This window comes from Mesorhizobium sp. C395A, from assembly GCF_030323205.1.
In the GTDB taxonomy this organism is placed as follows: Bacteria; Pseudomonadota; Alphaproteobacteria; order Rhizobiales; family Rhizobiaceae; genus Mesorhizobium.
Genome location: NZ_CP100473.1, coordinates 2,402,153 through 2,417,509, shown reverse-complemented (window position 1 = coordinate 2,417,509; position 15,357 = coordinate 2,402,153). Strand labels below are relative to the sequence as shown.

At 62.5% G+C, this 15,357-nt stretch carries 11 protein-coding genes; 10 read left to right on the top strand and 1 reads right to left on the bottom strand.

From position 1 onward, the window contains the following. Positions 1 to 6 precede the first annotated feature (6 nt). Positions 7 to 1,266: a sarcosine oxidase subunit beta family protein gene (locus NLY37_RS11980; protein WP_023741599.1), complete on the bottom strand. Its 1,260-nt coding sequence runs from the start codon at positions 1,264 to 1,266 to the stop codon at positions 7 to 9. A gap of 318 nt (positions 1,267 to 1,584) precedes the next feature. Here NLY37_RS11980 and NLY37_RS11975 point away from each other — a divergent pair, with 318 nt between their 5' ends. The 10 genes from NLY37_RS11975 to NLY37_RS11930 all read left to right on the top strand — a co-directional run bounded on the left by NLY37_RS11975 (position 1,585) and on the right by NLY37_RS11930 (position 15,286). Next, positions 1,585 to 4,074, top strand: coding sequence for a mechanosensitive ion channel family protein (locus NLY37_RS11975; protein ID WP_023741598.1), 2,490 nt, complete (start codon positions 1,585 to 1,587; stop codon positions 4,072 to 4,074). A gap of 145 nt (positions 4,075 to 4,219) precedes the next feature. After that, a complete protein-coding gene (locus NLY37_RS11970; protein ID WP_023670370.1) occupies positions 4,220 to 4,483 on the top strand; it encodes a hypothetical protein in 264 nt (87 codons plus the stop codon). A gap of 205 nt (positions 4,484 to 4,688) precedes the next feature. Beyond that, positions 4,689 to 6,122 (top strand): UbiA family prenyltransferase, encoded by a 1,434-nt coding sequence (locus NLY37_RS11965; RefSeq protein WP_023681796.1) that lies wholly within the window; start codon positions 4,689 to 4,691, stop codon positions 6,120 to 6,122. A 3-nt stretch (positions 6,123 to 6,125) separates the two neighbouring features. Beyond that, positions 6,126 to 7,478 (top strand): FAD-binding oxidoreductase, encoded by a 1,353-nt coding sequence (locus tag NLY37_RS11960; protein WP_023706098.1) that lies wholly within the window; start codon positions 6,126 to 6,128, stop codon positions 7,476 to 7,478. Positions 7,479 to 7,602: 124 nt separating this feature from the next. Next, a complete protein-coding gene (locus tag NLY37_RS11955; protein WP_023741597.1) occupies positions 7,603 to 8,046 on the top strand; it encodes an EamA family transporter in 444 nt (147 codons plus the stop codon). After that, a complete protein-coding gene (locus NLY37_RS11950) occupies positions 8,043 to 9,050 on the top strand; it encodes an NAD-dependent epimerase/dehydratase family protein (protein ID WP_023741596.1) in 1,008 nt (335 codons plus the stop codon). The genes NLY37_RS11955 and NLY37_RS11950 overlap by 4 nt, the downstream gene beginning before the upstream one ends. Before the next feature lie 67 nt (positions 9,051 to 9,117). Beyond that, entirely contained in the window at positions 9,118 to 10,548 is a 1,431-nt protein-coding gene (locus NLY37_RS11945; RefSeq protein WP_245260644.1) for an aspartate aminotransferase family protein, read from the top strand. A 33-nt stretch (positions 10,549 to 10,581) separates the two neighbouring features. Next, the gene (locus NLY37_RS11940; protein WP_023741595.1) at positions 10,582 to 11,817 is read left to right on the top strand and encodes a DUF2029 domain-containing protein; all 1,236 of its coding nucleotides are present in this window, start codon (positions 10,582 to 10,584) and stop codon (positions 11,815 to 11,817) included. Continuing rightward, the gene (locus NLY37_RS11935) at positions 11,814 to 12,569 is read left to right on the top strand and encodes an FkbM family methyltransferase (protein ID WP_023741594.1); all 756 of its coding nucleotides are present in this window, start codon (positions 11,814 to 11,816) and stop codon (positions 12,567 to 12,569) included. The genes NLY37_RS11940 and NLY37_RS11935 overlap by 4 nt, the downstream gene beginning before the upstream one ends. Positions 12,570 to 12,724: 155 nt before the next feature. After that, the gene (locus tag NLY37_RS11930) at positions 12,725 to 15,286 is read left to right on the top strand and encodes a GcvT family protein (RefSeq protein WP_023741593.1); all 2,562 of its coding nucleotides are present in this window, start codon (positions 12,725 to 12,727) and stop codon (positions 15,284 to 15,286) included. Positions 15,287 to 15,357: the final 71 nt, after the last annotated feature.

The following is a 15,357-nucleotide window of genomic DNA, read 5'->3' as shown; positions in this document are numbered from 1 at the left end:
TGAACCCTAATGCAGCCGGGGCGTTGCGCCCTGGCCCTTGTCGTCGATCACCAGGCCGCGATAAAAACGGTCGAGCGTGAACGGCGCGTTGAGCGCGTGCGGCTCGTCCTTGGCGATGGTGTATGCGAAGCACCAGCCCGAGGCCGGCGTCGCCTTGAAGCCGCCATAGCACCAGCCGCAATTGAGATACATGCCCGGCAGCGGGCCGGTGGTGATGATCGGCGAACCGTCCATCGACATGTCGCAGACGCCGCCCCAGGAGCGCAGCATGCGTACACGCGCAAGGCTGGGAAACAGCGCCAGCATCTCGCTCATCACCTCGTCGACGATGGGCAGATTACCGCGCTGGGCGTAGCTGTTGTAGCCGTCGATATCGCCGCCATAGACAAGGCCGCCCTTGTCGGACTGCGACATATAGAAATGGCCCATGCCGAAGGTCAGGACCGTGTTGCAGAACGGTTTCAGCGACTCTGTCACGAAGGCCTGCAGCACATGGCTCTCGATCGGCATCCTGTCGATGCCGGCAAGCTGCATCACCCGTCCGGTGCTGCCGGCAACGGCCACGGCAACTTTCTTGCCGCGGATCTCTCCGCGCGTCGTCTGCACGCCGGTGATGCGGTCGCCGTCGCGCAGGAAGCCGGTGACCTCGCAATTCTCGACGATGTCGACGCCGCGTCGGTCGGCGCCGCGGGCATAGCCCCAGGCAACCGCATCGTGACGGGCGGTGCCGGCGCGCGGCTGCATCAGGCCGCCGACGATGGGAAAGCGCGCGGAGGCCGACATGTCCAGCGCCGGGACCAGGCGCGCGATCTCGGCGGTGCTCATCAGCTCGGCATCGACGCCGAGATGGCGCATGGCGTTGCCGCGCCTGGCCAAGTCGTCGAACTGGGCCGGCGTGTGAGCCAGGTTCAGGCAGCCGCGCTGCGAGAACATGACGTTGTAGTTGAGGTCGTGCGACAGGTTCTCCCACATCTTCATCGAATGTTCGTAGAAGCGGGTGTTGGACGGCAAAAGGTAGTTGGAGCGCACCGCCGTGGTGTTGCGGCCGACATTGCCGGAACCCAGCCAGCCCTTTTCCAGCACCGCGACATTGTTGATGCCGTGCTCCTTGGCCAGATAATAGGCCGTCGACAGGCCATGACCGCCGCCACCGATGATGATGACATCATAGGAGGCCTTGGGCTCGGGCTTGCGCCAAGCCGGCTTCCAGTCCTTGTTTCCCTTGAGCGCGTTCGCGAGAAGCGAAAGGGCTGAATATTCCGCCATTCTTCATGTCATCCCTAGAGCATGATGCCGAAAAGTGTGAAGCGGTTTTCGGACGACATCATGCTCTATATCTTTAATTTCTAGAGCCGGATGATTTCAGGTCCAACAGACCTGAAGCCATCCGGCTCGGGTGCGATGCGGCAGACTATAGAGCAGGCGGCGGGCGCAAAGCCAAGATTGCGCCATGGCTTTTCGACTGGCCGACTCCCGCAAGGCGCCCAACTGCGATGACTTCGCCACGACTTGCCCCACGGGATGAGCGTCTCTATCAAGGACCGCTTTAGAAGCGGCCTTGCCGCCCTTTGAGTCGCCACCATTATGCTTTTTCGCTTCTTTCGCCTGATCCTGGTCCTCGCGCTCGTTGCCTTGGCGCCGCATTCGTTCGGCGCGATGGCGCAGGGGCTGGGCCAGGCGCCTGCCGGGCTGGTCGCCGACCAGCAGAAAATCCTGCAGGGTTTGACGACGAAAACCGACGCTCTGGAGAAGAAAGTCCAGGAGGACGGCGTCGACGACACCACCCTCGTCGAGATCCGCCTGCAGCTGGAAGAGCTGTCGCGCGCTGCGCTGAACAGCGCGCTGGCGTTTCGTTCGCGGCTGGGAGAGATCAATTCGAGGCTCGAGCAGCTTGGCGCACCGCCGGCTGCCGGACAGCCCCCTGAACCGGACATCGTGACCGGCGAGCGCCAGGCGCTGGCGTCGGAAAAGGCGGAGATCAACGCCGTCATCGCCGGCGCGCAGAACCTGTCGATCCGCATCAATGCGCTGATCGAGAAGATCGGCAACATGCGCAGCGAGCTGTTTCGCAGCGGGCTGACCAAGCGCTATGTGTTGTCCGATGCACTGAGCCCCCAGGTGTTTTCCGACGCAAGGGACGAATACGCCAACTTCTACAGGGCGGTGTCGTCGTGGCTGAGCTTTGCCTTCAAGTTCAAGTTCCAGGCGATGCTCGCGGCGACCCTCATGGCGCTTGCTTTGGCGGTGGTGCTTCTGGTCGGTGGGCGCCGCCTGTTTGGGCGCATCTTCGAGCCCGACGCGTCGGTTGAAGATCCGACATATCTCAGTCGCCTGTCGGTGGCGTTCTGGTCGACTTTGCTGCCGACGCTGGCGGTCAGCGCCTTCCTCGCCTCGACGGTGTTCCTGTACAATTATTACAATGTGCTGCGCGGCGACATAGGCGTGTTCCTCAACGCTCTGGCAGCCGTCATCGCCATAGTGTTCTGTGTCAACCGCCTGACCAATGCGGCGCTGTCGCCCAGCATGCCGAACTGGCGCCTGATCCAGGTCGAGACCGGCCCGGCGCGTTGGCTGGTGCGACTGACGACGGCCATGGCAGTCGTCATCGGCATCAACAATTTCCTGTCGATCGTCAACGACAAGATGGGCTCGCCTCTGTCGCTGACGGTGGCCAGGAGTTTTGTCGCCACCGTCATCGTGGGCGTCATCCTGATCCTGATGGCGCTGCTGAAGCCTTACAAGGACGCCGACGGGCGCTGGCGCCCCTGGCCGGCCTGGCTGCGCTACACCTGTGTCGCGCTCGGCCTGTTCACGATTGCGGCGGCGCTGTTCGGCTATATCGGTCTTGCCATCTTCGTCTCGTTGCAGGTCGTGGTCACCGGCACCATCCTGCTCACCGCCTATATCGGCTTCCTGTCGGCGCGCGAGATCGGCGAGGAGGGTGGTTTCGCCGGCACGTCCATCGGGCGCTGGTTGAAGACCAATTCCAGCTATGAGGACACCGCGCTCGACCAACTCGGCCTCGTCGTCAGCGTCGCCATCAACCTGATGATCGTGCTGGTGTTCCTGCCGCTGATCCTGTTGATGTGGGGCTTCCAGCCCGGCGATATCCAGGCCTGGGGCTATAAATTGGCGACAGGCGTCACCGTCGGTTCGGTGACGATTTCGGTCACCGGCATCCTCACCGGCATCGTCGTCTTCATCATCGGCTATTTCCTGACCCGCTGGTTCCAGGGCTGGCTCGACGGCTCGGTAATGGCGCGCGGCAAGGTCGATACCGGCGTGCGCAACTCGATCCGACTGGCGGTCGGCTATGCCGGCGTCGCGCTCGCTGGGCTCGTCGGCATCTCGGCGGCGGGCATCGATCTCTCCAACCTGGCGCTTGTTGCCGGCGCACTTTCGCTGGGTATCGGCTTTGGCCTGCAGAATGTCGTGTCCAACTTCGTGTCCGGCCTGATCCTGCTCGCCGAGCGGCCGTTCAAGGTCGGCGACTGGATCGTCGCCGGCGACACATCAGGCACGGTCAAGAAGATCAGCGTGCGCGCCACCGAAATCGAGACCTTCCAGCGGCAATCGGTGATCCTGCCCAATTCGAACCTCATCAACAACGCCGTCGGCAACTGGACGCACCGCAACAAGCTCGGACGTGTGGAGATCAAGGTCGGGGTCGCCTATGGCAGCGACGTCAAGCGGGTACACGCGGTCCTGCTTGAGATTGCGCGCGGCCATGCGCTGGTGCTGAAGAACCCGGAACCCTTCGTGCTGTTCACCAATTTCGGGCCGGCAGCACTCGAGTTCGAGATCCGCGTGTTCCTGGCCGATGTGCTGAACGGCGCCATCGTTCAGAACGATATCCGCTTTGCCGTTCTCGATGCTTTTGACGCCGAGCACATAGAAATCCCCTCGACGCCGCGCGCCGAGGTCAAGGTCAAGAAGACCGACGCATGGCCGATCGACGACGACAAGATCGAAGTCGAGTTCGCCGAGAAGGAGCAGGCGGAGGCCAGAGCCGCCGCCGAGGCGAAGCGGCTGGCCAAAACTGGTCGCAAGGCCCGCAAACCCGATCCCAGCTAGGGCCCCAAGCTCCTCCCAAACCGATTGCGGCATGAATGCGGCATTCAGTTGCGGTTCAGCTTGCATCTCATATAAGCTCACATGCAAAGGCGAGAATGCCTTGCGAAATGCAACAGAGGCGGTGTGGAAACACCGATATTGCAAAATGTGGAAGTCGCTCGTCGTCGCCATCGCTCTTACCGCAGCGAGTGGCTCGGCCTTTGCCGCCAGCGCGGTCAACAAGGATGCTGAGACCCGTACGCTGATCGTGACGGAAGGCGGCGGCAAGACGGAGTTGGCGCTGGCCGCCGGCGAAACCGTGGAATTCTGCCCGAACGGCTGTTTTGTCACCTTGCCCAATGGTGACCTCGAGGCCCTGACCGGCTCGGAAACGGTCGAAATTTCGGGTGGCGTTGCCCGCATCAAGTAAAGTCGGCAGGCAATGTAGTAGAGGCCGGGCAATGCCCGGCCTTTTATTGTTCGCGGTAGCGATTGCTTAACAATGACGCGGGAAATATCGTGGCGCCTACCGGCTGCAACCGTGCGTTTTAACGTTCACTACGCCGTTCCGCCGCTATACCGGTGCGAAGACGCCGGAACACGGCGCAACCGGTTATGAATAGGGCAGAACGGACATGGATGCGCGGTCGGACAAGAACGCAATCCCGCTTGCGGTCGACCTCGACGGCACGCTGATTGCGACCGATCTTCTTTGGGAAGGCCTGTTCATCCTGCTCAAGAAGAATCCGCTCTATGTTTTCCTGGTCCCGTACTGGCTGGCCGCCGGCCCGGCGCGGCTGAAACAAGCCATCGCCGACCGCATCGATATCGATCCGGCCTCGCTGCCCTATCGCGAAGCGCTGCTGCAGCGGCTGCTCGCCGACCATAGCGACGGACGCAAGATCGTGCTGGCGACCGGTACGCCACGCAAGTTCGCCGAGGCGATCGCGGCGCATCTGGGCGTCTTCGACTATGTGCTGGCGACCGACGGTCCCCACAACATGACCTCGGGCCGCAAGCGCGACGCGCTCATCGCCGCCTATGGCGACGGCGGTTTCGACTATGCCGGCAACAGCCGGCACGACGTCAAGGTTTTCGGAGCCGCACGCAAGGCCATCGTCGTGGCGCCCGACCGCCATGCGAAGCGCTGGCAGGCCGCGCATAGCGCCGAAAGGATGCCGGCGCCGAAAAGGACATTGAAGACATTCGTCAAGATGCTGCGCGTGCATCAGTGGCTGAAGAATTCGCTGATCGCGGTGCCGATGGTGCTGTCGCATGAATACTTCAACATCAACATGATCTGGCAATGCCTGCTGGCGTTCGTCTCCTTCAGCGCCGTGGCTTCCGCCATCTACATTCTCAACGATTTCTTCGACCTTGCGCTCGACCGCAAGCATCCGACCAAACGCAACCGGCCTTTCGCCAGCGGCGCTTTGTCGATCCCGTTCGGTCTCGGCGCGATGGCGGTGCTGCTGGCGATCGGCATTGCCGCCGGGCTTCTGTTGCCGATCGAGTTCCTGGGCGTGCTCGCCGGCTATCTGGTGGTGACCACTGCCTATTCGCTGTCGTTCAAGCGCATGCTCCTGGCCGACGTACTGACGCTGGCGGGGCTATACACTGTGCGTGTGCTGGCAGGTGCTGCGGCGACCGGGGTCGAAGTCTCGTTCTGGCTGCTCGCCTTCTCGATTTTCTTCTTCCTGTCGCTGGCGCTGGTGAAGCGCTATGTCGAACTGCGGACCACGGCCATTCCGGTGGGCGAGCGCATTGCCGGCCGCGGCTACCGCATCGAAGACCAGGAGATCGTCGCCCAGGCAGGAATGGCGTCGGCCTTCTCCTCGGCGCTGGTGCTGGCGCTCTACATGGACAGCGTCGCGGTACGCGAACTCTATCCGCATCCCTGGCTGGTCTGGCCGCTGGCGCCGATCGTGCTGTATTTGACCATGCGGGTCTGGATCCTGGCGCGCCGCAACGAGATGAATGATGATCCGGTCATCTTCATCATTCGCGACTGGCGAAGCCAGATCGTCGTGGTGATCGGCGCCGCCCTTCTGGTCGCGGGAGGCTGGTAGGGCATGGCCGGCGAACGGTACCGGAGTTTTGGCCTCGCCACGCCGGCCGCAAAGCGAGCCATCGCGGCCGACGATGCCATCGCGCTGATGCGAAGCGGCAAGGCGACAAAGAACGCTCTGCTCGCCTATGGCAATGGCCGCTCCTACGGTGATTCCTGCCAGAACGGGCCAGGTGCGGTCGTGGACATGCGGCCGCTGAACCGCATCGGCGCCTTCAATGCCGAGACCGGCCTGCTCGAGGCGGAGGCCGGCGTGTTCCTCTCCGATATCATTGCGCACACTGCACCTTACGGTTTCTTTCCGACTGTCGTCCCAGGCACCCAGTTCGTCACCCTTGGCGGCGCGATCGCCAATGACGTCCATGGCAAGAACCATCACCGGCGCGGCACCTTTGGCTGCCATGTCGAGTCGTTCACGCTGCTGCGCTCGGATGGGCGGACCTACACCTGCTCGGCAACCGACAATGCAAGGCTGTTTGCGGCGACGATCGGCGGCATGGGGCTGACCGGCCTGATCCTGTCGGCCTCGATCCGGCTGATGCGGGTGCATTCGCTCGATATCGCCGAGAAGGTAACGCGGTTTGCCGATCTCGGCGAATTCTTCGAACTAGCCGAGGCCGCCGACCAGGCCAATGAATATGCCGTCGCCTGGATCGACCAGCTTGCCGGCGGCCATGGCCGCGGGCGCGGCCTGTTGTTGACAGGCAATCATGCCGAGTATGGCTCGCATGCGGCGTCTCGCGCCGGCTCCCGTTTTTCAGTGCCGTTCCAGCCGCCGTTCAATGTGCTCAACCGGCCGTTCCTCACCGCCTTCAACGCCGCCTATCGGTGGAAGAAGGGGCGCTCGCCGGGGCCGAGCCAAACCGGCTACCAGGGCTTTTTCTTTCCGCTTGATGGTGTCGGCGACTGGAATCGGCTGTATGGCCCGAAAGGTCTCTACCAGCACCAGAGCTTGGTGCCGGAAAATGTCGCGCGTCAGACCGTGCCGGCGCTGCTCGAGGCGGCGCGACGGGCCGGGCAGGGCTCTTTCCTCACCGTGTTGAAGCGCTTCGGCTCGATCCGCTCGCCGGGGCTGCTGTCTTTTCCGCGGCCAGGCTTCACGTTGACGCTGGATTTCCCCAATCGCGGCGACAGGACGCTGGCCCTGCTCAGCGAACTCGACGGCATCACGGTCGCGGCCGGCGGCGCGGTCAACCCGTACAAGGATGCGCGCATGGGCGCTGATACTTTCGCGGCCTCCTTCCCGAATTGGCAGCGGCTTGAAGCGCTGCGCGACCCGGCGTTCGTGTCCAGTTTCTGGCTGCGGACGGCGAAAAAGCTCAACGTCCGGCCAGGGCGTGTCGAGGCAGCTGAATAGGTACAATCCGAATAAGTCATGGTGAATAGATCGTAAGTTCCGTGGTTTACTCAAAGCATTGTCGTGACTTCATGAAATGTTTGCAGGTTCGTAATAGGACCGTTGCGAGTGGCGGGTGCAAAATATGAAATACATCGTCTTCATTCTGTTCACGGTCATGACCAATGCCGCCGCGCAGCTGATGCTGAAGCAAGGCATGATGTCACTCGGGCCGATTTCGTTCGAGGGCACCAATCCGCTGTTGAGGCTGTTGCAGGTCGTTTTCAGCCCATGGGTGTTTCTCGGCCTGTGCACCTTCGTCATCTCGATGGCTTCGCATCTCTATGTGCTGTCCAAGGTCGAGCTCAGCTTTGCGTATCCGTTCCTCAGCCTTGCCTATGTCGCGGTTGCGATCTTCGCCTATTTCATCTTCCGCGAGGACCTCAATGCCTGGCGCATTGCCGGCATCGCCTTCATCTGCGTCGGCACCGTGCTGATCGCGCAAAGCGGTCGAGACTTGGGCGGGCGCGGGCATGACGACCAAACCGCTTCCATCATCCCCGACAAGACCAGCGAGATCGTTCGATGAGACATGTTATTTTCGGCGGCGACGGCTTCGTCGGCCGTCATCTTGCCCCGAAGCTTGTGGCCGATGGTGAAGAGGTTGTCGTTGCCGACATCGTCAAGAGCGACCTGACGCACTATCGCAACGTTCGCTTCGTCACCTGCGATGTCACGGATACGGCCTCGGTGGCCAACATCGGATTGAAGGCCGACGACATGGTCTACAACCTGTCGGCCAAAATGCTGTCGCCGATCCAGGTGCGGGCCAAGCGTCACGACTTCTTCTTTCCGGTGAATTTCCACGGCACCGAACACATCATGCAGGCGATGGACAAGGCCGGCGCGTCCAAGCTCGTCCACTACACCACCGACATGATCTACGGCCACACGGTCACCCAGCCGATGACCGAGGAGCACCCGGTCGCGCCGCTCGGCGAATATGGCTGGTCGAAGCAGAAGACCGAGGAGCTCGCCGCTCAATGGCGCAAGCGCGGCATGTCGATCTCGCTGTTTCGCCCGCGTCTCATCATCGGTCCCGGCCGGCTCGGGATCCTGGAAAAGCTGTTCAAACTGATCGACTGGAATTTTCCTGTGCCGATGATCGGCTCGGGCAAGAACCCCTATCAGTTCATCTCGGTGTTCGATTGCGCGGAAGCTGCCCGCGCGGCCTGGAAGGCAGGCGTGCCCAACCAGGCCTATAATCTGGGCTCCCTCAATCCGCCGCCGGTGAAGAAATTGCTGGGCGACCTGATCAAGCATGCCGGCTCGAAGTCGCTGCTGATCCCGACGCCGGGCTGGGCGGTCAAGCGCACCCTCGACCTGCTCGATCTCATGAACATGCCGATCATGGATCCCGAACAATATCTGATCGCCGATGAGGAGTGCGTGCTCGACGTATCCAAGGCCGAGCGCCAGCTCGGCTGGGTGCCGCAATATCGCGACGAGGGCATGCTGATCGCCGCCTACAGCGAATACCGCGCCAAGAAAGACGGGCTTGCCGTCACCGCAAATCATGTCCCCGCCGAATAGGTGGGACGACCAGGAGAACTCCGAAATGACCGTCATGGCCAAGCCTGAGCAGACGAACGCGCGCACCATGGTCGGCGCGCCGGCGTTGTCGCCTACCGCCATCGCCAAGCCCGACCTGATCAGCGTCGAGCAGGCGAAGGCGATGGATGTTGCGCGCATGACCGACTTGTTCAAGGCGCATCTCAATCCGGGCCAGCTGCATTTCATGAAGCTGCTCGGCTTCCACAAGATCAAGATCGAGCGTGCCGAAGGCATGTTCTACATCGACCAGAACGGCCGCAAGATTCTCGACTTCTTCGGCGGCTTCGGTTCGCTGGCCTTCGGCCACAACCATCCGCGCATCCTGGAGGCCCGGCGCAAATTCCAGGAGGAGAAGCGCCAGGAAATCGCCATCGCCTTCATGTCGCAATATGCATCGGCCCTTGCGCACAACATCGCCAAATGCTCGCCCGGCGATCTCGACATGGTGTTTCTGGGCTCGTCGGGTTCGGAAGCGATGGAAGCGGCGGTGAAGCTCGCCGAGCGCGCCGCCGGGCCTAAGAGGCCAAAAATCGTCTATGCCGAGAATTCCTTCCACGGCAAGACCAAGGGCGTGCTCGGCATTACCGATGGCCAGCTCTACCGCGCGGACTTCAAGATGGCTGAGAACACCGTGCGCATTCCGTTCGCCGATATCGAAGCGGTCGAGCGGCTGTTCCGCTCCGACCCGGAGGTCGGCGTCATCGTGCTTGAGACAATCCAGGGCGGCGGCGGCATCATCCAGGCAGAGGCGCAATATTGGCAGAAGCTGCGAGCGCTGTGCGACCAGTATGGCGTGCTGTGGGTGGCGGACGAAGTGCAGTGCGGCTATGGCCGTTCGGGACGCTTCTATGCCTTCGAGCATTATGGCGTCGTGCCCGATGTGACGGCGCTGGCGAAATCGCTCGGCGCCGGCAAGGCGGCGGTCGGCGCGATGATCGCCCGGCGCGAGGTCTATATGAAGGCCTATGGCACGCCGAAGACGGCGATGATCCATGCCATGGCCACCTTTGGCGGCATGGGCGAGGCCTGCGTCACCGCGATCGAGGGCATCAATGTGCTCTATGATGAGGGGCTGATCGACAACGCCGCCACTACCGGCGACTATCTGCTTCAGCGCCTGCAGGCGCTGAAGGAGAAGTACCCGAAGATCATCAAGGATGTGCGCGGCAAAGGCTTTATGGTCGGGCTCGAGTTCCACGACTTCTCGCAGACCTTGCCGATGGTGCTGCGTCCGATCGTCAGCGTCCTCGACGACAAGCTGAAGGGCTCGCTGTCGGGCTTCGTCGGCGCGCTGTTGCTGCGCGACTATGACGTGCTCGTCGCCTTCACCGAATACAACCGCAACGTCATCCGTCTCGAGCCGCCGCTGATCTGCCAGCGCGAGCATGTCGACCATTTCGTCGATGCCTTCGATAGCCTGCTGTCGCGCGGCATCGTGGGGATCGTGAAGGATTTCGTCAAAAGCCAGGTCCGTTAAAGAAGTCCGTTGAGCGAAGTCCCGAGTCCGACAATGCTGAGCAAGTCTCCCGCCCCGCAAAACACACTCGACCGGCTGACCGCGGCCGCTCTGGCGTGGGGCGAGGGGACTTATGCGCGATGGGCCGCGCCAATCGGCGCGATCGCGTTTTCGCTCTATATCCTGCTGACAGCGTTTACCGCCTGGACGATGCCCGATGCCAATTGGGACATGCTGCCTTATCTCGCAATCGCCGAGGAGGGCGCTTACCCAGATGCGCAGGCGCTGCATGACTATGCCTACAGGACGGTCCAGGCCGGCGTTTCGGCCGCCGATTACAAGGCGCTGACAGACGATGGCGGCGGCTTCCGCAGCCATATGGCGCAAAATGCCGCCGACTTCCACTCGCTGCTTGGCATGTACCGGATCAAGTTTCTCTATGCCGAGATGCTGTCGAGGATGAGTTCGGTGATGTCGCCGGTCGAGGCGATGCGGGTGCTGCAGGTGGTCTCGGTGCTGCTGTTCGGGATGATCACGCTGCTTTGGCTGCGAACCGAAGGCGCGCTTGCGCTGGCGCCTGTGGTCGGCGCGGTGCTGATCATGGCCGATTTCGGCGATGCCGCACGCGCCTCGACCCCGGATCTGTTGTGCTCGGCCCTGTTCCTCGGCGGGCTGTTTGCTTATGTGCGCGGCCGCGAGGCAGCGACCGCTTTCCTGCTTTTCCTGGCCTTCATGGCGCGGCCGGACAACATCGTGTTCCTGGCCATTTTCGCCGTGCTGCTGCTGGTCTTCCGGCAGCGGGCGTGGGGCGCGCTGGCCGGCTTTGCCGCGTCCTTCGTCGCCTATTTCGCGATTTCGCACTGGGCCCAACATCCCGGCTGGTGGCCGCATCTGTGGTTCTCCAGCATCGAGCAGCACTACAATATGGATGGCTTCGAGCCGCCGTTCTCGGTTGGCGCCTATCTCAAGGCGTTTGCCGCATCCTTCATTCGCGCCATCAGCATCAACAGCTGGGTCGGGGTCTCGGTTCTGGCGCTGGCCGCGTGGTTTGCGCTCGGCCGCGCCGGCTTCCGGCTCGATCGTCGCGCCGGCATCCTGCTTGCAGCACTGGTGCTTGGCGTGCTGGCGAAATTCACCGTCTTTCCGATCCACGACACCCGCATCTACTTCCCGAACCTTCTGCCGCCCTACCTTTTGCTCGTCGGCCCGATCATGGCGCTGTGGGCGTCGGCAAGCCTGAATGGAAGGCGGCCCATCGCCTTGCAGGCCATACCTGGAGATAAGCCATGAGTTCCATTTCCGGCCTGGCGCGCATCGCCCTTTCGCTCGGCCTGCCCGCTGGTCTGCTGGATCGCGGGCCGGCGTTGCGCGGCACGAAATTCCTGGCCAAGGCTGCACTGAAGGCGCGGTTCAGCAGCGGGCAACCCTTCCAGATGGTCAATGTCGGCGCTTGCGACGGCGCGCTGTTCGACGACGTCACGCCGTGGCTGCACCGCATTCCGCGGGCGCGGGCCGTGCTGGTCGAGCCGATCCCGCACAATCAGAAGCGGTTGCGCGCCAACTATCCCGACACGGAACGCTTCGTCATCGAGCCGGTCGCGGTGACAAAAATCAAAGGCACGATCACCGTCCACACTTTCGATGCCGCGGCACTCGAGGCCGGCACGCTGCCGATCGAGTTCATCGGCTGCTCGTCGGTCACCGACACCAATCTGATGTCGGGCAAGAATGCCTGGGGCGAGGCCGACGTAAATTTCAACAAGTTCGCGCCGCACCTGAGGGATATCGAGGTGCCGTCGGACACGCTGCAGACGCTGCTCGACCGCAACGGCATCACGCATATCGACGCCTTCCTGGTCGATTGCGAAGGCGCCGACTGGATCGTCTTCGAACAGCTCGATCTCAAGCGCTATCGTCCGGGCATGATCAAGGTCGAGGTCGGCGCGCTGCCGGCCGCCGAAATCGGCCAGGTCGTGGTCAAGCTGAAGACATCAGGCTATCAGGTCGGCTTCCAGGCCGAGGACATCTGGGCCTTCGCCTGAGATAGATCGCCACTGGCGGCACGCCGGCGCGCCGGGTCGCGTCGCATCCGCGACGTGTCGCAAACAGGCGGTAGCTGCATCCACGTCCTCTGCATATTGTGCGCCATTCGAACGGGCGCGGACGCGCCCGCTTTATCCCCTTGGAGTCGCGGGCAATGGCAGAGTTTCCGAAACAGGCGAAGGTCGTCATCGTCGGCCTGGGTGGCATTGTCGGCGCATCGATCGCCCATCATCTGATCGAACGCGGCTGGACCGACATTGTCGGCATCGACAAGTCGGGCATCCCGACCGATATCGGCTCGACCGCGCACGCCTCGGACTTCTGCTACACCACCAGCCATGATTTCCTGTCCTGCTGGACGACGCTCTACTCCATCGATTTCTACGAGAAGATGGGCCACTACTCCCGCATCGGCGGCCTCGAAGTGGCGCGCGTCGGCGATGACAGCCGCATGGACGAGATCAAGCGCAAGATCGCCTCGGCCAAATCCTTCGGCACCCGCGCCCGGCTGATCGAACCGGCCGAGATCAAGGAAAAATTCCCGCTGATCGAAGAGTCCATGGTGCAGGGCGGCCTGTGGGATCCGGACGCCGGCCTGGTCATCCCGCGCTCGCAGACCGTCGCCGGCAAGCTGGTCGACCAGGCGGAAGCTACGGGGAAACTCAAATCCTTCGCCAACACGCCCGCCAAATCTCTCATCGTCGAGGAAGGCCGCATCAAGGGCGTCGTCACCGACCGCGGCACGATCATGGCCGATTATGTCATCGTCTGCGCCGGCATCTGGGGCCGGCTGATCGCCGAGATGGTCGGCGAAGACCTGCCGGTGATGCCGATCGACCATCCGCTGACCTTCTTCGGGCCTTACAATGAGTTTGCCGGTACCGGCAAGGAGATCGGCTGGCCGCTGCTGCGCGACCAAGGCAATTCGGCCTATATGCGCGACACCGGCGACCCCAGGACCGCCGAAGGCGGCCAGATCGAATGGGGTTATTACGAAGAGACCAATCCGCGTCTTTGCCATCCGCGCGATTTGCTGGAAAAGGATCAGGCGCGGCTGTCGCCGTCGCAGCGCGATCTCGACATGGAGCAGATCCTGGCGCCGCTGGAGCGCGCCATGGAACTGACGCCGATCCTGGGCGAACTCGGCTACAACGAAAGCCATTCCTTCAACGGCCTGTTGCAGGTGACCGCCGATGGCGGCCCGTCCATGGGCGAGAGCCAGAAGGTGAGGGGCCTCTGGTACGCCGTCGCCATCTGGGTCAAGGACGGCCCCGGCATGGGCAAGCTGATCGCCGACTGGATGACGGACGGCCGCACGGAAATCGACCATCACGCCATCGACTATGCGCGCTTCTATCCGCACCAGACGAAAGAGCAGTTCATCTGGGATCGCTGCACCGAGACGGCGATGAAGGTCTACAATCCAGCGGTGCATCCGCGCGAGCCGTTCTCCAGAGGCCGCAACATCCGCCGCTCGCCATTCTGGGAGCGCGAGAATGAGCTTGGGGGTTACTTCATGGAGCTGGGCGGTTGGGAGCGCGCGCATGGCTATGCCGCCAACGAGCATCTGCTGGAGAAGTATGGCAACCGGGTTCCCATACGTGAGAACGAATGGGACAATCGCCATTTCTGGCGGGTGTCCAATGCCGAGCACCTGGCGATGAGCGAGGATTGCGGCATCGTCAACCTCTCGCATTTCTCGATGTACGACATCGAAGGGCCGGATCATGTCGCGCTGCTGGAGTGGCTGTGCGCGGCCAAGATCGGTGGCGACAACAATATCGGCAAGGGTATCTACACCCACTTCCTCGACGAGGAAGGCATGGTGCGCGCCGACTTCACCGTCATCCGCATGGCCGACCGCTGCCGCCTGATCGACGGCGCCGACGCCGGCCCGCGCGACTTCCGCTATATGCAGCGCACCGCGCAGGACAAAGGCTTTGACGTCACCATCACCGACGTGACGGAAAAATATGTCACCATCGGCATCTGGGGACCGAACGCGCGGGCGTCGCTGCAGAAAGTGGTCGAAAATCCGGATGGTCTCTCGCTCGAGAACTTCCCGTTCGCGGCGATCAAGCCGGTCAGGATCGGCGGCAAGGATGTCACGGCATTCCGCATCTCTTATGTCGGCGAGCAGGGCTGGGAACTGCACATGCGCTACGAGGACGGCCTGGCCGTTTGGGACGCGCTGCGCTCGACCGGCGTGATGCCGTTCGGCGTCGAGACCTATGCCAACACCCGGCGCATGGAAAAGAGCCTGCGCCTGCAGAACGCCGACCTTCTGACCGAGTATAATCTGCTCGAGGCCGACCTTGCCCGACCGAAGGTCAAGGAGAACGACTTCTGCGGCAAGGCCAAACATGTCGAATACCGCGCCCGCGAACACCAGCCGGCGATCCTGTGCACGCTGGTGATGACGGAAAACGTCGATTCGAAGGGTGTTGCCCGCTATCCCGTCGGCACCATGCCGGTGATGGATCCGAAGACCGGCGAAACCCTTGTCGACGAACTCGGCCGCCGCTCCTTCACCACGTCGATGGCCTATGGCCCGACCATCGGCAAGAACATCGGCCTCGCCTATCTGCCCTGGGCCTATGCCCAGGAGGGCCGCAAGTTTGCCATCGAATATTTCGGCGAGACCTACCCGGTCGAGGTGGCTGCCGTCGGCTACAAGCCGCTCTACGATCCAGAGAATTTGAAGCCGAGGAGTTGAGCGCCGTCGATTTCTCGGCAGCACCGCTCATATTGGTGTGACGCAAAACGAACAGATGAAAGCCCGGCTCC